This window comes from Haloarcula sp. H-hyl6 (assembly GCF_056934455.1).
In genome coordinates this window covers 62,926-82,539 of the sequence record NZ_JBRIIK010000002.1, presented here as the reverse complement: position 1 = coordinate 82,539, position 19,614 = coordinate 62,926, and the positions used below count along the sequence as shown (strand labels likewise).

General features: G+C 52.0%; 22 protein-coding genes. 14 read left to right on the top strand and 8 right to left on the bottom strand.

Annotated elements, in window-relative coordinates; translation table 11 throughout:
- Positions 1-11 precede the first annotated feature (11 nt).
- From Hhyl6_RS13625 to Hhyl6_RS13615, 3 genes are read right to left on the bottom strand one after another with little or no spacing between them, the layout of a single operon-like run.
- Positions 12-1,709 (bottom strand): hypothetical protein, encoded by a 1,698-nt coding sequence (locus tag Hhyl6_RS13625; protein ID WP_483739803.1) that lies wholly within the window; start codon positions 1,707-1,709, stop codon positions 12-14.
- Positions 1,710-1,895, bottom strand: a complete 186-nt coding sequence (locus tag Hhyl6_RS13620) for a hypothetical protein (RefSeq protein WP_483739802.1) — start codon at positions 1,893-1,895, stop codon at positions 1,710-1,712. It lies immediately after the preceding gene.
- 38 nt (positions 1,896-1,933) lie between these two features.
- The gene (locus Hhyl6_RS13615; RefSeq protein WP_483739801.1) at positions 1,934-2,473 is read right to left on the bottom strand and encodes a hypothetical protein; all 540 of its coding nucleotides are present in this window, start codon (positions 2,471-2,473) and stop codon (positions 1,934-1,936) included.
- A gap of 325 nt (positions 2,474-2,798) precedes the next feature.
- Here Hhyl6_RS13615 and Hhyl6_RS13610 point away from each other — a divergent pair, with 325 nt between their 5' ends.
- Positions 2,799-3,221, top strand: coding sequence for a DUF8104 domain-containing protein (locus tag Hhyl6_RS13610; RefSeq protein ID WP_483739800.1), 423 nt, complete (start codon positions 2,799-2,801; stop codon positions 3,219-3,221).
- 3 nt (positions 3,222-3,224) lie between these two features.
- Here Hhyl6_RS13610 and Hhyl6_RS13605 read toward each other — a convergent pair whose 3' ends face one another.
- Positions 3,225-3,806: a hypothetical protein gene (locus Hhyl6_RS13605; RefSeq protein WP_483739799.1), complete on the bottom strand. Its 582-nt coding sequence runs from the start codon at positions 3,804-3,806 to the stop codon at positions 3,225-3,227.
- 301 nt (positions 3,807-4,107) lie between these two features.
- Here Hhyl6_RS13605 and Hhyl6_RS13600 point away from each other — a divergent pair, with 301 nt between their 5' ends.
- From Hhyl6_RS13600 to Hhyl6_RS13540, 13 genes are all read left to right on the top strand, one after another.
- Positions 4,108-4,311 carry a hypothetical protein gene (locus Hhyl6_RS13600; protein WP_483739798.1) on the top strand — a complete coding sequence of 68 codons (204 nt, stop codon included), beginning with the start codon at positions 4,108-4,110 and terminating at the stop codon, positions 4,309-4,311.
- A gap of 8 nt (positions 4,312-4,319) precedes the next feature.
- Positions 4,320-5,504 (top strand): TrbL/VirB6 family protein, encoded by a 1,185-nt coding sequence (locus tag Hhyl6_RS13595; RefSeq protein ID WP_483739797.1) that lies wholly within the window; start codon positions 4,320-4,322, stop codon positions 5,502-5,504.
- Complete coding sequence (locus tag Hhyl6_RS13590) at positions 5,497-8,220, top strand: VirB4 family type IV secretion system protein (protein WP_483739796.1); 2,724 nt, start codon at positions 5,497-5,499, stop codon at positions 8,218-8,220. The genes Hhyl6_RS13595 and Hhyl6_RS13590 overlap by 8 nt, the downstream gene beginning before the upstream one ends.
- A complete protein-coding gene (locus Hhyl6_RS13585; RefSeq protein ID WP_483739795.1) occupies positions 8,211-9,188 on the top strand; it encodes a DUF8128 domain-containing protein in 978 nt (325 codons plus the stop codon). Before Hhyl6_RS13590 ends, Hhyl6_RS13585 begins: the two co-directional genes overlap by 10 nt.
- On the top strand, positions 9,185-11,104 hold the full coding sequence (locus Hhyl6_RS13580; RefSeq protein WP_483739794.1) for a type IV secretory system conjugative DNA transfer family protein: 1,920 nt from the start codon (positions 9,185-9,187) through the stop codon (positions 11,102-11,104). Before Hhyl6_RS13585 ends, Hhyl6_RS13580 begins: the two co-directional genes overlap by 4 nt.
- Positions 11,101-11,520, top strand: a complete 420-nt coding sequence (locus Hhyl6_RS13575; RefSeq protein WP_483739793.1) for a hypothetical protein — start codon at positions 11,101-11,103, stop codon at positions 11,518-11,520. The genes Hhyl6_RS13580 and Hhyl6_RS13575 overlap by 4 nt, the downstream gene beginning before the upstream one ends.
- Positions 11,521-11,567: 47 nt before the next feature.
- Positions 11,568-11,846, top strand: coding sequence for a hypothetical protein (locus tag Hhyl6_RS13570; protein ID WP_483739792.1), 279 nt, complete (start codon positions 11,568-11,570; stop codon positions 11,844-11,846).
- Between the two features lie 564 nt (positions 11,847-12,410).
- Positions 12,411-13,631 (top strand): Cdc6/Cdc18 family protein, encoded by a 1,221-nt coding sequence (locus tag Hhyl6_RS13565; RefSeq protein ID WP_483739791.1) that lies wholly within the window; start codon positions 12,411-12,413, stop codon positions 13,629-13,631.
- 60 nt (positions 13,632-13,691) lie between these two features.
- A complete protein-coding gene (locus tag Hhyl6_RS13560) occupies positions 13,692-13,958 on the top strand; it encodes a hypothetical protein (protein WP_483739790.1) in 267 nt (88 codons plus the stop codon).
- On the top strand, positions 13,955-14,191 hold the full coding sequence (locus Hhyl6_RS13555) for a hypothetical protein (RefSeq protein WP_483739789.1): 237 nt from the start codon (positions 13,955-13,957) through the stop codon (positions 14,189-14,191). The genes Hhyl6_RS13560 and Hhyl6_RS13555 overlap by 4 nt, the downstream gene beginning before the upstream one ends.
- 43 nt (positions 14,192-14,234) lie before the next feature.
- On the top strand, positions 14,235-14,531 hold the full coding sequence (locus Hhyl6_RS13550) for a hypothetical protein (protein WP_483739788.1): 297 nt from the start codon (positions 14,235-14,237) through the stop codon (positions 14,529-14,531).
- Positions 14,528-14,797, top strand: coding sequence for a winged helix DNA-binding protein (locus Hhyl6_RS13545; protein WP_483739787.1), 270 nt, complete (start codon positions 14,528-14,530; stop codon positions 14,795-14,797). Before Hhyl6_RS13550 ends, Hhyl6_RS13545 begins: the two co-directional genes overlap by 4 nt.
- Before the next feature lie 91 nt (positions 14,798-14,888).
- A complete protein-coding gene (locus tag Hhyl6_RS13540; protein WP_483739786.1) occupies positions 14,889-16,874 on the top strand; it encodes an ATP-binding protein in 1,986 nt (661 codons plus the stop codon).
- 31 nt (positions 16,875-16,905) lie between these two features.
- On the opposite strand, the gene Hhyl6_RS13535 is transcribed toward Hhyl6_RS13540, so the two are convergent.
- Genes Hhyl6_RS13535 through Hhyl6_RS13520 form a run of 4 tightly spaced genes read right to left on the bottom strand, consistent with a single transcriptional unit; the run spans position 16,906 to position 19,557 of the window.
- The gene (locus Hhyl6_RS13535; protein WP_483739785.1) at positions 16,906-17,472 is read right to left on the bottom strand and encodes a hypothetical protein; all 567 of its coding nucleotides are present in this window, start codon (positions 17,470-17,472) and stop codon (positions 16,906-16,908) included.
- 2 nt (positions 17,473-17,474) lie between these two features.
- On the bottom strand, positions 17,475-18,575 hold the full coding sequence (locus Hhyl6_RS13530; RefSeq protein WP_483739784.1) for an ATP-binding protein: 1,101 nt from the start codon (positions 18,573-18,575) through the stop codon (positions 17,475-17,477).
- Positions 18,572-19,276 (bottom strand): hypothetical protein, encoded by a 705-nt coding sequence (locus tag Hhyl6_RS13525; protein WP_483739783.1) that lies wholly within the window; start codon positions 19,274-19,276, stop codon positions 18,572-18,574. The genes Hhyl6_RS13530 and Hhyl6_RS13525 overlap by 4 nt, the downstream gene beginning before the upstream one ends.
- Positions 19,273-19,557 (bottom strand): hypothetical protein, encoded by a 285-nt coding sequence (locus Hhyl6_RS13520; protein WP_483739782.1) that lies wholly within the window; start codon positions 19,555-19,557, stop codon positions 19,273-19,275. Before Hhyl6_RS13520 ends, Hhyl6_RS13525 begins: the two co-directional genes overlap by 4 nt.
- Positions 19,558-19,614 lie beyond the last annotated feature (57 nt).

Sequence of the window (19,614 nt, the reverse complement as noted above, 5' to 3'; positions counted from 1 at the left end):
GTATAATTTAGTCACCCAAAGATTCCTTCCTCTTCATCGTCTCCTCCGAGGAAATCTGTTGAAAGTAGATCTGTGCTTTTGAGACGTGTGTAGTACCACGACGGTGCTACTCTGCGTTCCCAGAGGAATGCACCCCAGCCAAGGAATCCGAAGACGAGGAACACCTTTCCCCAGAGAGCGTTGTCCGCAGCTTTCTGTTTCAACCTCTGTTTCTCGTTCTCCCGGAAGTCTTCAGTCTCTTCCTGGACTTGCTCTGGGATGAAGACCCTGGCACTCTGTTTGAGGTTAGAGCCTATCGGCACTGTATCCGCTGAGATGAAGTAGGACACTTCCCACCCTGCTTTCTCACAGCTGTCGCTGTTTACAGGAGTGTAAGTCACGTTCCGGTCGAACACTGTGATTACCTCTTTCTTCGGTACCTTGCACTGCAGGTACTGGCCGTTGAACCGGACGTCGTCGATGGAGACGTGTTGTTTGACGCCTTCGAAGCTGAGCCGTCCGTTGAATCTCTCAGCAACGTTTCCGTACAGTTTGAGGTAGATCGTGGTCGGGCCTTCTACAGTTACTGTGTCATTCTCGTTTCTCAGGAACTTCTCGCCGTTCTGTGTCTTAACTGCCAGTGTCCACGTTTCGTTGGGGCTTTGCAGTGGCTGACTGAAGGATTCAAGCCGTATCTCGACAGGTGTTTCTCTTTCTATTTCTCCGATCTCTACGACGATCTCTGATTCAACCCTGTAGTTTTGAAGCGAGACTGAGGTGTTGACTTCGACAGCGTCGATCTCCTCGACTGTGTATTTGGAGGTGAAGTTGACCTTGTTTCCTGCACCGTCGACGACGTACCCTTCAACGTAGAAAGTCCCCGGTGTATCTGCAGGAGGCCTTACCGTCCATCTCTGCGTATTTTCGAGTTTCTTGAAGGACAGGGTGTCTATTGTCTTGTTCACCGTCTCTGTGGTGTTCCCTGACCGGACCTGGGTTTCATTGAGAATCTCAGCTTCGACCGTAGATATGTTGAGGTTGTCCGAGGCTTCGACGGTGAAGTTCTCTGGGAAGGTTGCGGTGAAGCTCGGTGTCTCCACGGTTCGTATATCTGGTGTTACGTTGTCCTTGAACTGGAGACGTACCGGCACTTCCTGACTATGGTTGTATGACCCGTTCAACTGCAGTGTCCCGTTGTACAGTCCGTACTCTGTTGTCTCAGGTAAGCTGTACTGCAGTACCACTGAAGAGTTGATATCAGGGTAAACTGTGACCTTGTCAGTCACCTGGAGATACTTCGATATGTTCCCGTTGAGGGAGATATCGATCGTAGAATTGGTGTTGCCGGTGAGTGAGATGGTCTGCCCGGTGAGTTTGCCAGACGTTCCGACGTTGATCGTGTCCTCAATCCTGTCCGGCGTCAAGCTCCAGTTGACCGAAGGAAGAACTTGGACCGTGAAGTTGTGAGTGTAGTTGTTCTCCAGTTCGACCGTTCCATCGTAAGTCCCGACCGGGATTGAGAGAGGGATATCCGCTACGATGGAATTGTTCTCAGTCCGGACCGGGAAAGAGAATGTATTCGCGGAGACGTTAGACCCGTTGACTGTACTGTTTGTGGCGAGTACAGTCTTGTTTGAGGGGTTCGCTTGGATCTTGTCAGTATGTGTTGCTGCTGCAAGGCCTGAAAGCAGTAGAAGTAGAGATGCAGCTATCGTGGTCTTGTATTTCATTCAGTGATCAACCTCGTCAGGTCCGTCGAGTAGGTTTTTCAGGTCGTCTTTGCGGATGATTACTACCTCTTCTCCCGGCTCGAAGTCGGAGTTTGCTGGGACTGTAACCAGTTTTTGATTGTTGTAGTCCCTTTCCCAGATCTCCATTGTTTCTATTTCGAAGGGGAGCAGGAAGCTATCCGACATTACTATTAGATTAGTGATAACTCACCACTTTTAAACCACTACGTCGTGGAGTTCGGTAACTGCGGAACAGAAGAGTTCGTCAAATTCGTTGCATTCCCCGGATCCATCAACGGATTCAACCTCTGGAAATCAAACAGCTCAACGACATTCGTCAAAGCATTCAGCGTTCCAGCGTCCGGAACCCATCCTGTCACCGCGAACACGATAGCGAAGTAATTCATACCGATAAATCCCCAGACCAGAAGTGGAGACACGTCAGGATCGAACCAAGCTGCCACGATGTATGCTGCTTTGAAGTACCAGAGAACGTGGGCAGCAGCACCTACAGCCGTTACAAGCAAGGTCAGATACTCCCAACCACTAGCCGTCGGAACTTGGTGAAGCACAGAAATCACGGTCTGGATACTCTCTCCAAGATGGACGGCATAAGAGACTACGACAGGCTTCAAAGCTCCAGTCTCAACTAACTCGCGTAACGCAGCCCTGTGCTCCCAGACAAGTACAGAGCCAAGCGTAAGCCAGCTCCAGAAACCCATATTCGAAGAAAGCAGTGTCCTGGTCCGTGCGAACGCCTTCACCACTGCAAACTTGCCGAGTTGGAAAACAGTGAACAGGCCCTTCAGTAGTTTGAGCAGGAAGTAGAGAGCAGTTCTAACTGCGATACCGGATTCACCTCAAAATAAATTTGCAGACCGGGCACAGAGGGCGTTGGTTGCAGGACTGTATTTCTTCCACGGAGAGCCGAACATCTTCATCACAGATCTTGCACGGCCTGTAGATTATAGGATTTTGATGAGGTATCACAAATCTACTCCTCACTTATATTTCAGTTTTCACTGCTTTTTAAAGCGTGCTCCTCGGCTCGGCCTCAGCTTCTTAACTCCTATTGAGATTATTCTCAGTATGCCGGGATATCTGGACTACGACATCCCTGACTCTGTGGACTACGAGCTCTATTCTCAGTCATCTTGGAGCGACGTCGACGGTTTCCTCGAACAAGGCATTCGCAACGAGAAAGACAGGTTGGAACAGCAACTGGAACAGATCTACCGGCAGCTCGACGAACGCAAAGACATCCACGAAGAGAAAATCGAATCAATCGAATCAGAGATCTTTCGGCAAAAAGAACGACTCGACTCCGCTGAGAGAAGGCCCGGCAACGACGACGTACAAGTCAGAGATAGACTGAAGAAACTCTACCGAGAGAAACGCAAAGCCAAGGAATCACTGTGGCAGGACAAGCAGAATCTTCTACAGGAGAAACGAAGCCTGGTCCGCGAACTCCAAGAACTCGAAGAAAGCAGAGACCTCGAAAAAATCCTGTAGTCCTTACTCTGGAACAGGGACTCTTTCAACAAGCACTTCTTCAGTGGATTCGTGGGCTTCCTTCAGTGCCTTCTGAGGATTAGCCGATCTATCTACACTAGATGTACTACTGGACTCCTCCGACTGATGATGAGTTTCAACCGAGACTTCATTAGATAGTTTTCTCAGATATTCATTATCTCTTAAGAGTCTATTGAACTCTACTTTATCAAGAACTAATACGGATCTCGGCTCATCGTCTCTCATCCGGTTGTCGCTGTAGAAATAGATAGTATCACCTACTTCAGCGTCCCGATGACCATTCTTCTCGATATCCGGATTCTCCATATCCGGGATCTGGACACGGCTACCGGAATGCAGCTTGTAGGTCTGATTGTAGAGTATTTGAAATCGGTCACCCTGAGTATAGGTATCCGCGAGGAACGCGAACTGGGTTTTATGATCTAACCCCCACCAAGTCGTCCGTTCATCGCCTTCATCAATGCTGACAAGGTCTCTGAAGTCTTCAGGGACGGGAAGCATATATCCAGAGCGAACTTTAGAAGTCCGTACTTCCCAGTCCAGAGAGGAGGCATCCTCGCTCATTTAGAAAATTCTAACGAGACTCAGTATCCAAAACGGCTGTGGTTCTCCAGAGAAGTACAGAACTCGACTCAGGATTAATATTCCAATTTTGATACTTTAGTAGTACCCAGCTCGCAGTAGTTTTGGGTGCATGGTTTCCAACCTGCACCAAGGCCTGAAACGCAGCCTGAGTAAGGCCTTCCCGGCGATAGTCGCATTGACACTGTTAACTAATCCTGCAGCAGCGCAGTCAGCGACCGAAGACTGTACGATCCCAAGTTCCCTGCAACCGTTGTTCAACCTGCTAAGTACGTTGGAGACGTTGGCGTTCGTCGCCGGCGTCTCACTCGGCGTCGTCGGACTCTCCACCGCTGGCCTGATGATAGCAGGTCCATTCGGAGAGGACTGGGTTCGACGAGGTAAGCAGGTGGCGAAGAACACCATCCTCGGAGTTGTCATCCTCGCCTCCGCGAACATGGTTGTCTCGTTCTTGATCAGCCAGCTCGGCCCCAGCTTCTGCACCTAACAAACACAATGAATAGGATACTGCTCACAGGCCTCGCCCTCATCGCTGTGGCAGGTCTTCTGGCAACTCCGGCAGCGGCAGATCACCAAGAAACGCCTACGCCGACCACCACGCCAGGAAACGGAAGCGGAGACAATGGAGGAGATGATGGTTCTGTCATCGACCTCAGTGGAGTCATCGAAGCTATCAACACCCTGATTGAGGACTTTGAGGAGTTCACCGGCAGCTGGGACGAAACGCTGGAAGAAATCCTGATCGCCGTCATCTTCCACCCGTTCAAAACGCTGGCACAGCAGCTTGTCGAAGCTCTCTCACACATTCTTACGCACACGCCCGACGTCCATCCGAACCCCGCAGTCGAAGAAGTTCACAGCAGAGTCCTTCTCGTAACCTACGTCCTGTCCGGCCTCGGATTCATGGCCGCCGGATTCCTGTACATCACCGGCCCGCTGTTCGGAGTGTCGTACACCGAAGTCCGGATGATCATTCCGCGGATTCTGGCAGCTTTGATTTTCTCCACAGTCTCCCTACCACTGCTTCAGTACGCGGTCGAACTCAGCAACGCCCTCGTCCACGCATTCGCACCAAACCAGCTGTGGATGAGTATAGGCCAGTTAGCAGGCCTCTCCACAGGACTGGTGCTGGCCTGGGTCGTCAACGCCGCAGTCCTGCTCGTGGTCGTCGTGATGTTCATCATCCGCAACGTGTACATTATGTTCGGAGCAGCGATCTCCCCGCTGCTGGCCTTGGGCTGGAGTGTTCCGAAAGCGAAGCGGTACGCAGACTCCTTCATCGCCGGATGGTGGACTGCATTAGCGATGGCTCCGCTAGATATGCTGGTTCTCAGGTTCAGCTTCGCAATGCTGCAAGGCAACGGAGCTGGTATCTCCGGCAGCATCTCGAACTGGATCCTTGGAGTCGGATCCTTCACTCTCCTAATCCTCGTTCCATACCAGCTCTACGGAGCAAGTCAGGCGGCAGTCGGAGAAGCATACGCCATCAGCAGCGGTGTCAAGAGCCGGGCGAAAGAGGCCTACCGAATCAAACGCGGTAACGATGTTGACGACAACAGGTACCGGCTTTCGGCTGACGAGATGAACAATTTGATGAGCTACAGACGGCGGAAATTCAGGAACGCGGAAAACTTCCGCAGAAACTGGACGCCGGATTCTGAAGGTGGTAGCGATGACTGAGAAGGTCAGGATGCCAGCGGACCTTGACCAGGTTACCTTGAAGCTGCTCGGAAAACTTGACGCTAAAGACCTCGCAAGGTTCGGAATCCCATCCGGATCCGCCTTCACGTACCTGTACCAACTACCGAGTCCATCCCTTGCTGCATTCGCAGGTGCAGGCGTAGCAGCAGGCCTCGGAGCAACCTGGGCACTGTGGAAGCCTTACGGACGCTCCCTCGACCAGAACCTGTACCAAGCACTGCGGTGGACGCTGCAGAACAGAACAGGCGTCGAAACGCCGGAAATCAACGATGGAATCCTGAAGTCAGGCAGTTCCGTGGCCGCCTTGATCGAAGTCGACCCTGTCAATATGGAGCTGAAATCCGGCGGCGAGAAAGCCGCGTTCCACAAGCTGTACCAGGAACTGCTGCAGTCCGTCGACTACCCTCTGAGTGTTTACAGCACCCAGCACCCGTTCAGCTATGCCAAGTACTTCGAAAACCTCGAAGACGGCAACAAACTGAACGAAGACTATCAAAGGCACTGCGAGGACCTGGTGGAGGACGGTAAGAGTAAAACCCGGCACTACATCGAAGTCCGAGTCGAAAACGGCGACAGAAACGAACTGTCGAACCGTGTCGGAGAAATCCTGGAGCACCTGACTTCCGGAGGCCTCACCACGTACCGAGTCACGGAGATAGACAACAGTGAACTCGAGAAAAGTCCGGAGATCAAGCCTCGGTACATCCACCACCCCGAGTCAGAGAAGAGAGAATACAGCAAGACGCTGTACATCTCGGAGTATCCCCGCGACGTAGACTTCAGCTGGATATCGCAGATCCTCCAAGTCGAAGGCCTGGTTGATGTCACCCAGATAGTCTACCCGAAGACTTCGCCGGAAACAGTCTCTAAGCTCCAGAAGCTGGAGAACAAGGCCGAAGCTGAACACCAGTCTCTCGTTCGGAAAGGCTACGGAGGAAGCAGAAAGCTGGAAAGGCTGCTTGACGACATCGACTGGTTCCAGAACCTGCTGGCTGACCAGGATGATCAAGCTGTCAGGCACGGCTGCTACATCACGGCCTACGGCGAAGACGTGGAGGCCTGTGAAGAGACGCTGAGAAAGATTGAGAACAGGCTGAAAACGCTCGGTATCAACTACCGAGATACTGCCCTGCGTACTGATCAGGCCTACCAGTCGACGACGCCAGGCCTCGGAGACAGACTGGAACAGCGTCAGCTGATGCCTGCGGGAAGCGCCGCCTCCGGCTTCCCATTCACACAGGCCTCGACCATAGACGAGAACGGTGTCTTGTTCGGAGTCGATGACTCGACAGAGACTCCAGTAATCCTCGACCGGTTCAAATGGAACGCTGGACACGCAGTCCTGGCTGGAGCTACTGGTTCCGGGAAGAGCTTCTACTCCAAACTGCTGCTGCTTCGCTCAGCCCAGATCTACAACAACCTCGAAATCAAGATCATCGACCCGAAACCTGAGTACGGAAATCTGGGAGACAGTCTCGGAGAACACGCCTCAATCACCAGATTCGAACTCGAGTCCTCAATCGAGGAGGATACCGAGGACCTGATTCAATCCGTCAAAAAGGCGTACAGCCAAGCTCAGGAAAGCGATTCGAAGACCATCGTTGTCATCGATGAAGCACACCGGCTCTTGAAGAATGAGAAAGGCGCATCAGTGCTTTCCACGCTGGTTCGAGAGGCACGGTCGTCGAACACCGCAGTCACATTGATCACACAGACCATCGGTGACTTCTACCGAACCGAAGACGGCGAAGATATCCTGAAGAACATCCCGTGTAAGGTTCTCTTCGCCCACGAGAAAACCGATGACAGCCCTGCAGAGGCCTTCCAACTCTCAACCGTTGCTGAGACCCAGCTCTACAACCTGACGAAAGGTGATCACGACTCAGCAGATTACAGCCAAGCCATTCTCGCAGTCAGCAACCAGGTGGAAACCGACATCAAGATCGAAGCCTCCGACATTGAGGTATCGATAATCGAACACGGCGAAATCCCAGAAGAAAACCTCGACAGCTCTGAAGCGAGTAGTTTCGACTATGGACAACAGGCTACCAAGACAACGACCGAAGAGCCCGGAGTAATCAGAGGCCTCGCGGAATCGATCGCTGAGACGTTGTCAACTATTGAGAGGCCTTCACTGCCAGATATCAGCCTGTCGTCGGAAACTGAGAGCCGTGGAGTATCGACGCTGAGTTACGGACAAGAACAAGAAGAGGAAGATCAGTGGTCTATACCGAAACCCGGCGTTGACCGCGTTGTCGGCATCTGCAAGAAGATCTTGTACCTTCTCGGCGGTGTGGTCTTGGGTGTCTTCGGAGTAGCTGTCGTCCAAAGCATCTGGAAAGTCCTGCTGCAAGAAGTACAGGTTGAGAGCCGATTGATCGGTCCTGGGCTCTTCACCGTGGCTGTCGGAGGTCTCCTGACATACGGACTGTACGTCGACCTCTACAGGACCAAGGACGTCGATCTGACCGACCTCTCCCTGATACAGATAATCAAAGGTGGAGCCCTCCATCTAACTGTTGTATCCTTAGTGGCAGCCGTGCTCATCGTCCTGCCGCTCTTCATCATCAGCAAGGCTGCACAGCCCATCGCAGACCAGCAACTCTGTACTGCCGTCTACGTTGCAGCTACTGTCGTCGAACTCGGAGTTCTCGGCAAATTCGGAGAAATAGAGGGTGATACAGTATGGTCCTGAAAAACAGGCTGTACAGCGACCACATCACGCTTGAAGAAGCGGAAGCTGAGAGACTCAGCTACAGCACCGAGAACTGGTACGACGTCGAGGTCAAGCCTCCGAAAAACGAAGACATCCCAGCAACGCTGAGAGAGTTCGCCGCCGGAATCCGAGAGCTGCAGACGAAGTGGCTCAAGCTGCGAAACGCTTCACCGACTATAGCGTTCGAGATCCGGAGGCACACTCCCGACAAGCTCACGTTCCAGTTCTCTGTTCCAACGAAGAGACTGGAGCGAAAGGTCCGGACACAGCTATCCAACCAAATTCCCGGCGTTGAGTTCAATGACGGAGTCAAAGGCCTACCCGTCGGAGAAGAATCAACAGCAGGCGGCGGATTCCTCACCGCAGGAAGAAGAGACTGGTACCCGTTCCGCCAGGACTTCGACGACCCTCCAGTCAACTCGCTGGTCTCCACATTCCACCGCCACGCGATGCAGAACACCGGCTTCGTCGTCCAGGTCCTGTTCAAGCCAGTCGTCGGTGAACGAGTCCAGAGATGGCTGTGGAAGAAACAGGCCTACAAACAAATCCGGTACCTGAAGAAGGAGAAAGAACAGCTCTGGGGATCTAGATCTCCAACGAAACGTGAGAAGCGGCAGGCCGACAGCATCGAAGCCAAAGCCGGAAACAGCCGCTTCCACACCAGCATCCGGTTCGCCGTCATCGGCGCTGAAGAATACACGAAAAGCCGAGTCAAGGAACTTGCAGGCAGCTATAACACCTACGAGAACCCGGAAACAGGGCAGTACCTCGACACAGTCACCGTCGAGGCCCTACGCAGACAGCGGATCTTCGACTTCCTCCAAGCAGTAGCTGATAGAAAGTACGCAGGTTGGGGCCGACGTTTCCAGGCCTCACTCGACGAGCTCGCTGCGTTCGTGTCGCTTCCGTCAGTCAACCGCGAAAACATCCAGTTCGCAGGACCATGAATCCCGAAGAAGTCCAAACCCTGATCGAAAGCACCGAGAACCTGAGCACTACGTATCTCGGCAGCCGCGAAAGCGATCTCGGCGTCGAGGAGAACATCGGACTCAGCGACGACAAACGCTTCATGCACGTTCTCAATATAGGGCCGGTCGGATACGGTAAGAGCCAGTTGCTGGCCCATGTCGCTCTTCAAGACGCCGAGAAAGACCACGGCCTCGCTATCGTGAATCCGAAAGGAGACCTGATAGACGAGTTGCTGGCCAAGCTGCCAGAGGACCGTGAAGACGACGTCGTCTACATCAACCCGGCTCACGACCCGGTGACGCCAATCAACGTTTTGGAGCCTCATGTCACCGAAGAAATGAGTGAGGCCCAACGAGAGAACCAGAAGGAGATCATCGTCTCCGACCTCATCGACCTGTTCAAACGCCAAAGCGAGAACTGGGGTGACCAGTTCGGACGAGTCCTCGAAACCCTGCTCCGGGCACACCTCGACCTCAACATCAAGAAAAACAAAGGTAACAGCCTGCTCGACGTCTTCCGCTGCGTCGTCAACCAAGACAGCCTCACAGAACTCATCGACGAGACAGAGGACGAGATAATCCGCGAGCAACTGGTCCGGGTCAAAGAAAATATGACTAGCTACGAGATGGAGCCCCTGCAGCGCCGTCTCAACGACTTCGTGATGAACCCGACCATCCGCAGAGTCATCGGCCCCGAAGAATCCGGAGTCGACTTCCGCGAAGCCGTGAACAACGGGAAAATCGTCCTGGTCGACATTCAGAAAGGCGAGGTCGGAGACACCGTCTCACAGCTCGTCGGATCCATCGTGATCACGAAGATCTGGGCAGCGGCACAGAGCCGGGTCACCCAGCCAGCAGAACACCGCACCCCGTTCTATCTCTACGTCGATGAGCTGCAGAACTTCGGCGGCGAAGGAAGCAACTTCACGAAAATCCTCTCTGAAGCCCGTGAATACCGGCTTGGATGCTGGCTCGCCACTCAGTATCTCCACCAATTGGCTACGGATATGCGGCGTGCAGTGACCAACAACTGCCGTACCAAGATCGCATTCAACCCGTCCGGTAGCGAAGACGAAGCCCGGATCGCAGGAATGTTCCAAGGTCTCTCGAAACAGCGGTTGAAGAGCCTGGGTAAGTACCGTGCTGCGGTACAGCAACCGAGCGAGAAAAGCCATAACTCCGCTACGTTGTTCGACACCTATCCGCCGTGGAACGGAGACTACAGCGACGTCGACGACCTCAAAGAACAGGGAACGGCTGCCACTTCACAGGGAACGTCTCAGGTGAAGGCCTCGCAAAGTCTCGGACAAGGAAACAACGCTGGAGGAGACAAGCACCGTGAACTACTCGCAGAAGCGAAGAAGCAATTGAGTGAACGTGGCTTCCAGGTCAACCTGCTGTATCAGGATACGGGAGATGACAAGCCGGATGGCCACGTCCACTTGCCGGATGGAGATATCGCACACTTGGAGGCAGAGCATTCGACGCTGTCTCGGCCCGTCAAAGTGCTGCGGAATCTGAAGCGTGCTGCTGAAGAGAACCGTGAAGTGTTCTACGTCGTTGAGGAAGGGAAAGCTGCCAAGCTGCAGAACATCGTTAGTGATCCGAAGAACCGTCGTGGCAGCGAGTACGAAGACGAGAACGGCAGCTACAGCTACTACACTGACAAGGACGGTGAGGCCTTCACCGAGTTCGAGGAACTTGAGAAAGCTGAGTATCGTGTGATCGAGGTTAGCGAAGGAGAACTTCAGGTCCACGACGAAGAAGTCAAAGCTGAGTGCCCTGCGCTCGGAGAGAACAGCGAAGAAGAGTTGGAGTCGTTCTGCCTGCACCGGGAGGAAGACGGATTCTGCACTGAGCTCGAACAGCAGTGTGTCCTGCTCGAAGAAGAATGAGTGAAGAAGACCGATTTGATACGGTTCGTGACAAGGACCACGTCGTCCTCCAGCACATCGAAGAGGGACGTGACGACGTCCAGAAGATCACTGCGGAGACCACGTTGGAGAACCACCACGTCTCCTACAGCCTCGAGAAACTGGAAGATCTCGGCCTGGTCACGGTAGAGAAGCCGGACAAAATGGTGGAAAGGGTCGTCGACGGCCAGAAACGTGTGTTCCAGCATCCGAAGCAGGCAGAGCTCACGGACAAAGGCCTTCGGTACCTAGAGGATTCAGAGTCAGAGGACGTAACTGAGTATGAGGACTTGAGTCACGCAGAGCTCGTTGACAGGGTCAGGGATTTAGAGGATGAAGTGGAGGAACTGAAGGAATCGTTCAGGTTGTTCAAGAAGCAGATTCAGCAGAAGATGTAGCCCCCCACACACTTGTTTTAAAAAATATACAACTATAGTAACACTGTATGGAAGAACCCATCAGAGACATCCTTAATCAGTTCCCTTACCCTCGCGGAAAAGACCAAGACAAAGTCCTGGCAACCTACTTCGAAGCCAAAATAACCGAGAACAGAACCAACGCAGCAGACACCGCCGACATCAACTACAGGACTGCGAAAAAGATCGAAGAAACCTACGAAGACCTGTCCGAGCAGGAGAAAAGAAAACTGGACAGACACCTCCACCAGAAACGAATCGAAGACAGCGGTCAAGTTGAAACAGACGAAGAAGGCCTACCAGCATAGATCTCATTTCTTCTCACTTCTTTCTCACACAGTTGTCTACAGAATCGGTTCGAAACGGTAGGGCAAAACAACGTATAGAGGCCTCAAGGCCCGGAAATATAGGAGCACGTTTTCATCAAAATCGAGAAAATTTCGAACCGACTTGCAACCGGACAGTGACAAATCGGAGGGCAAATTGACGAGTTAGCACGTCTGAAGGACATCTATATGCCTCAGCGATTTTTTTAAAGACGTCTAGGACACACCCACATCCCTTTCGAACCGTTCGAGTGTTCAAAGAAACTCAGTATAACACTGTTATATTACTGTACTTATTATACAATAACAAGTACCAAATGGGTTTTTGCGGTAGTAGAGAGGCCGAGATTTTCAGGGTATAGTTGATTTTCTGGATTTACTCTCGATTCGGTTCGATCGGTCCGAAAGGGATGTGGGGGGCCGATGATCTTCTATATCTCTCTCGGATCGAAGGGTTCGAAATGGTAGGGCAAAATCCGGTCTGAAGGCTGCGAACGATATGAGGGTAAGGTATAAAAACGGATTTCCACCATCCACAATATACATATGAAATCTGACACTCAAGAAGACAACCTATTCGACAGCCTTCCAGAAGATCGAATCTTCATAGACAAACTCTACCTCAAATACGAATACACCCCTGACTACAACGAAATCGTCGGCCGGAACGAACAGATGCAGGAACTCGGCAGCAAACTCAACCCAATACTCCACGGAAAAAGTGGCAGCGTAGCCTTCGTCACAGGCCTCACAGGAAACGGAAAAACAACCACTGTGAAAATCTCCCTTGAACAGCTCCAGGAACGAATGGAGACCAAGGATAGAGATCTCGTTACATCTTACATTGAGACCTGCTCAAGCCAGCTCCAAGTATTCAGGAGGATCAGTGAGGACCTTGACCTCGGCTTCCAGGGTACTGAGATAGACCGGTATCTCACGAAGCTGAAAGAGAAAATCAAAGAAGAAGATCTGGCCTACGTCGTCGCACTTGATGACATCGACCAACTCTTCGAGAAGGGCGAAAGCAGTGACGACGGCAACAACCTGCTCAAATCGCTATACGAAGCTCGGGTGGATATTCTCAACAACAGCGATGGAGATCTCATCATCATCGGCGTCACAAACAACGTCAACTTCACCAACCAGTTCAACTCGAAGAACCGATCAAGATATACAGAAGACACCATCCGGTTCCCTTCCTACAACGCCAACCAGCTTAGGGACATTCTCCGTATTCGAGCAGAGAAAGCACTGAGAGAAGATGCCTACGACGAAGGCCTGATCTCAAAGATTGGTGCTAAAGTCGCCAAAGGCGAGGGAGATGCGAGGAAGGCGATCAAAGTTCTGAGGAAAGTCGGAGAGATGGCAGTCGACCGTGACTGCGACAGTATCAAGCGATGTTTCGTTGACCAGGCCATTGACGAAGTCGAGAAGCGGAATGCTGTATCTGAGTTCGAGAATCTTCCAAAGGACCAGCAGATTGTCTACTATGCTATTTTGGATGATAGCAGGCAGACTCTGAAGACGAAGAGGGCCTACAGCAGGTACAAGAAATGGTGCAATCAACTGGACGTGAATCCTGTGAGCAAGAAGCGTCTGACCGATTTCCTCAGTGATCTCGAGAACAGCGGATTTGTAGATATTGGGAGTAAGAAGCTGACACACGGAGGGAGGACTAACACGTACAAATCTCTCCACAGCGAGGAACTCCAGGAAGCGATTATGGAGGCTTTTGAGGAAAAATACGAGGTTGGAGAGGTGTTTTGAGGTACTCCAGGGAACTGCCAAATATTTATAAATAAATTATAACAAGTATTTGTTGATAAGATGACAGCAGATCGACGTACGGTTCAGGTTACTCCACAACCTGAGATAAATTCCGTTCCAGAAGCGGTTCAAAACCACAGAAGAGAACAGCAGGAAGACGGAGAGGAAGACGAGGATGAGCCTGGTATTGTGAAGCGGGCTAAGGAATCAGATTTCACCCATATCAGTATGCAGGAAGAGGCCTCCAGTTCCGAGTCCTCTGTTGAAGCTAAACCCTTGAACAGGTTCCTCGAAGGTGAGAATCAGGAGTGGAGAAGGAGCGTTTGAAGGGGTTCATCATAGCGAAGCTCAACAACTCAGTATTCCGCGACAGAGATAGTTTCGTGGAGAAGACGAAGGAGCATCTTGAGCCTGTGAATCTTGAAGCAGATGTCGATCAGTGCTTTCAGGAGCTCATCGAGGAAGGCTGGATCAAATACCACGAGGAAGGCAACAACGTAGAGCAGGTGCTTCCTGAATCCGAGAAAAAGCAGAAAACACTACTGGAGAGTACAGGGTGATGTCTGAATCGCTGATTACGTAGAGCCACGGTACAACCCGGAATTGAACGAAGGCCTTGGCGGGACAGTCGAGTTCGGAGAAGAAGACGAGGAGTACCTGTTTCCTCGTAACTTGCCAGCTGACAAGGTTCGTCAGATCCTCGAGGACCAGGACGCAGATATCTACGGCTCAGAGTTCCCCGGCTTCCGAGTCGAGACCAGTGAGGGAGTCAGGTACGATGTAATCCATTTGGATGAAAGTGAGCCTGTGGATGCGATCGGGATCTACGACGTTGACGAGGGAGAAGTCTTGGAGTTTTACGAGATGGATGAGCTCGTCGAGGAGGTCGATGCGGTGTGACCCTTTTTGACTCGGTTATTGTGAAGAAGAGGCCTGCACAGGTTCTTTACTCTGCTTCTTCTGGAGGTCGGCAGACGGTCTCTGAAGTCGCTGACGACGTTGACTCTCCCTTGTCCTACGTCGGTGAATTGTTGAAGAAGTTAGATCAGGAAGGTCTCGTGGAATCTCGTTCTTCGGAGGAAGATGGCAGGGAGAAAGTCTATGAGGTGACTGATGAAGGCGAGGTACTGATTGAGTTGCTTGAAGGCATTTACGCCGAGGCCTGACTCTACTTCATTTTTCTCTTTAACATTTCTTATTAGCTAACACTCGTAATCGTAATTTCTCTTTTAAATTTGTGATTCGCAGAGTCCTACAGTGTCTCTACACGACCGGTTACTGCAGCAGGCGAAGGAAGCTGGGATTGACGATGATGAAGAAGTTCAGAAACTGCTGACTATTATCGACGAAGTTCCCAGTGACAAGGTCAGGCAGGACGCAGCGAAGATGCTGAGGGCTAAAATTAAAAAGCATCACAGGCACCCTTTCAACGACAAGTACAGCACCTCACAGCCGCGATCCTCGATTAATGTGGGACGGGGTTGGAAAGGGGGTGTAGTAGACCTCCCTGTAGACGACCTAACAAAGCATCTTTTAGCAGTCGGTCAATCCGGCTCAGGGAAGACGACCCTCTTCTACAATTTCATGTCCGAGCTCGACGACCTCGATATCCCGTTCTGGGCGTTCGATCTGAAGCAGGATTACCGCCACCTAGTAAAATCCGACGAGATACAGAACGTTCTGGTACTTCCTATGGAGAAGTTCCGGTTCAATCCGTTGAGGCCGCCGCCAGGGGTCAAGACGGGTGACTGGCTTTCACGGTTTATGGAAGTATTCTGTGACAGCCAGGAACTGCTCGGAGGCTCCGACCGATTCCTTGACGAGCATCTTCACCATTTCCAGAAGCAGGTCAGCGATCCCACTCTTCTCGAACTGAAGAATTACATTGGGAACCAGTCCGTGCCACCGGAAAACCGGGCTTTCCAGTACAGAATCAAGGGAAGTATCGGACGGCTTCTACGAGATGCACCTCACACATTCAACGTAAAGCAGGGCTACAAACTGGAGGAATTGTTGAAGCGTAATGTGGTCTTCGAGTTTGAAGGCTTGAAGAAGTGGACGAAGAACTTCCTGATGGAGATTTTGATTGCGTGGATCTACGAGTACAGGAAGGCACAGAATCATCGTGGTAGCGGTGTCCGCCACGTCACATTCCTGGACGAGGCGAAGACGATCATGTCTGTCTACAAGGAGCAGCAGGCCGCTTCCGGGTTGCCGGAGATAGACAGGATGGTAGCGGAACTACGGGAGTTCCAGGAATCACTGATAACTGCTGACCAGGAGGCCAACAAATTGACTGACTCAATCAAGGCCAACACGTACACGAAGATCTTGCTGGCGACCGGTGACGCGAAAGAGTTCAAATCGATAGCGGAGTCCCTGAAGATGGATGGCCTGCAGAAGCGATGGGCGAGAAAGTTGGCAGTAGGTCAAGCTGTAATTCAGAGAGGAGAGCACGAACCTGTCCCGGTACGTCTCCCGGACTTCGAGTTGGAGAAGGACGTTACTGACGACGAATTGGTTTCGCAGATGAGTGAGGAGTGGCGCAACTTGTCTTTCCAGCCGCTTGATTCCTCTACTTCCGAGAGTTTAGAAGCTCCCGAAGAACCTGAGTCGAAACCTGATAGCGACTCTAACGGCGGCGAAGAAGCCGAATTGGATGTTTCTGAGCGAGCCGAGCGTTTGCTTCGGGATATCATTGAGAATCCGTTCAAGTCTGTGACTGACCGTTATGAGAATTTTTCCAGCCGGTATCAGGGCGACAAGGCGAAAACCGAGTTGCTGGAGAAAGAATTGGTGGAGGAAGAATCTGCTAAGTTGAAGCAGGGGCGGGTGAAGCTGTTCGAGCTCACCGAGAGAGGAGAGGAGGTTGCCGAAGATCTGGGAATAGAAGTTGAGAGGACGGGTCGTGGAGGTGTGGTCCACCGGTACTGGCAGCACAAAGTTTCCGATCGACTGGAAGAGAAAGGCCTCAACCCAGTCATCGAGAAAAGCCACGCAGACATCTACGTCAACTTCGAAGGAGAAGGAATCGCCATAGAAGTGGCTATGGGACGAAACGAGAGGGAGATCCAGCACGTTTCAGATCGACTGGAGAAAGGATTCGACCGGGTAGTTACGCTGTGTCGAAACAATTCTGTCAAGGGTTTTATTGAGGACAAAATGGAGGACGTCGACGTATCGAGTGATCAAGTAGATGTTCTGCTTCTTCGGGAGTTCTTCGATGAGGAAAAACCGCTTTGACGAGTGTTCGGGTAAGTCGAGCGGTCGGAAACTAAGGCCGAACAGTGCTTTCTCCAGAGATTTTGACCCAGTCGTAGTATCTTCGCTCGCCATCCGTTTTCTTCTCGATCAGATTTTTTTCTTCGAGGCCTTCGATTCTTCCAGCTCTTCGGCAGTGAGTCGGGTCAACCGGCCTCCAGTATATCCCAGCATGTTTCTCGCTTTCTCTGAATCGGTAGTCCTGTTTGGCGTCGACGCCGATTGCCTGGACTTCGGACTCGTTTTCGACGAGCGCCTCAAGAGTATACAACTGCTGCTGATGGTTGGAGACCTTGAGTATCCTGTATGGGATCTCTCCCGCTCCGAGTAGGTTGGCCAGGAGTATGACCTGGTCAACGTGGCCTCCGTGTTGATCTCGGTTGGTCTTCCCCGGGCCTTTCAGTCTTCCTTGCTCGGTATCGTCTATCGCCCTCTTCACGTACCAGTGGAGGATCAATGCGATAGACTGCTTAGTCGTCTCCTCCTCGTGCCTGTAGACGATCTTATTGTAAAGTTCCTGGACGACGTCGGAGTTAAGCTTCAGCTCGATATCGTCAAAACTGATTCCGCATTCAGGCATCGTTACTTGCTCCAGTGTTTGAGGCTTGGCTCAGTGTTCTGTACTGCTTCGAGTAGGTGGCGCTGATTGACAGGTTGAAGACTGTCCTGCTCAACAGATTGGATGTGTGCGGATTGAGCTGCGTCCTCGACGACCTTCTTCAGGTCCGCAGCGGAGAACTCTTCGGTCAGCTCCGCTAAACGCTGAAGATCAATTCCTTGGATAGTTTCTCTGTCCCTGAGGTGAACCCTTAGAATCTCCTTCCGGGCGTCTTCGTCCGGCGGCGGAACCTCGATCTTTTCGTCAAACCGGCCGCTACGCCGTATCGCACCGTCTACGCTATCCAAGAGATTTGTAGACGCCATCACCAGTATGTCTTCGTCCTGAACGTCCTGGATGCCTTGCAGCATCTCTGAGACGGCGTTTTGGTAAGCCTGACTGTCTCGTTCGAGCGACTGCCGATCAGATGCGACAGAGTCAATCTCGTCGATGAAGATGACGCAGGGCTGCATCTGCAGTGCCTCGTTGAACAAGTCTGCGACGTTCTGCCCGCTTTCCCCGACGAATCTACTGATCAGGTCACTGCCTCTGACCTGTGCGTAGTTGTAGTCGAGTTCTCCGGCAAGTGATTTTGAGAGATATGTTTTGCCGGTGCCTGGAGGGCCGTACAGCAGGATTCCGTTAGTAGGACTGACTCCGAGGTCGTCTCTGAACTCTGTGTGCTGGAATTGCTGGATGACCTTACGGTCCAGTACTTCTTTTAATTCGGTCATACCGCCGACATCGTCCAGATCTTGGGTTGGCGGGTCCTGGAAAAACTGTGAATCACTCTGCTTTGACTGGCCAAGCTTCTTTTGCTTCGACCCACGACCACCGCTGTTGTCTCGGCCATTGGATCGGCCTTGTTTCATTTCTTTGTGAGCGACTTCATCCAGAGAGTCACCCATCTCCTCTACTTTCCGTGAGTCGCCGTTCTCCATCTCCTCGGAGACTTTCTGGATGTACTTCTTCGCCTTCAGCAGTTTCTTCACACGTTCTTCGCTGCTGTCGGCTTGTTCAGCCTCGTCGACGGCCTGCTTGAACTGCTGAGTGTAGTACTGTTCTTTGGAAGCTCCTTTGCTCATCGTCCATCACTTTGCATTCCCTCGATTTTCTCGAGCTCTTCCTCTATCGCCTGATCGATCTCTTCCTCAGTCTCCAAAGTGCGATCCGATAACCCGACGTCGTCCTGACTTGCGGTGCCGTCGACCTCTTCCTCAATGTCGGATAGGTCAAGGCCAGCCATTTCCGAGTCAGACATTTCCATTGCCTCAGTGAGATCCTCCATATTCTGAGCCGAGTCCCAGAGTTCATCTCCACCTTCCTCGATAGCGTCCTCGATCACTCCGGTATCCAGCTCTCCAAGATCGATGTCCAGATCGGTGTCGATACCGTCTCCGACGTTGTTCTGCAGGTGCTGCAGCTGCAGTTTTCTCAGAACCAGTTTCTCTTTGCGGAGATGGTCAAGGATCTTCTCCTTCTTCGCCTTCGCCTCTTTGTGCTCTTTCGCCTCGACCATGTACCCCTTCTTGTCGGACCTGTCACCGGCTTTTTCGGCCTTCCGGGCTTTGTCCACAGCTCGTTCTTTTTTCCGCTCGTGTCTGTCGACGTCTCTCTCGAGGTCGGAGATCGCGTCTTCACGGCCTTCGATATCTTCCTTCAGTTGTTCGAGGTCGTGACCTGATTTTAGGACTTCACCGTCGCCGTCGAGTTCAAGGCCTCCGACTTCTACCGGTTCCTTGGCCTGTTCTTCTTTGCTGCTTTTCAGCCAGTTTCTGAGTTTCATTGTTCTGCGGGTTCAGACTGCTGTGTTTTGTTTTCGGAGTCGATGAACAGGACTGTGAGACCGGAGCCGAACGCGGTTGCTACTGCGGCATAAGCAACGGTGTTGGGATTCGGTATAGAAGACGAGAGGACGCCGTATCCTGCGATGAAGATTCCTGCTGTTGTTCCGATTAGAAGGTAGAGCACTCCTTTGTAGATGTTCTCTGTTTCTATCCCTTTCATCCCGCTCAGGGTTGTCAGTGCACCGGTTGCGATCAGTGACCCGATTAGTAGGGTGTTCATCAGCTGTTTTCACCTCTCGTTTCAGTTGTTTATGCTTCCGATGCTTTAATGCTTTCT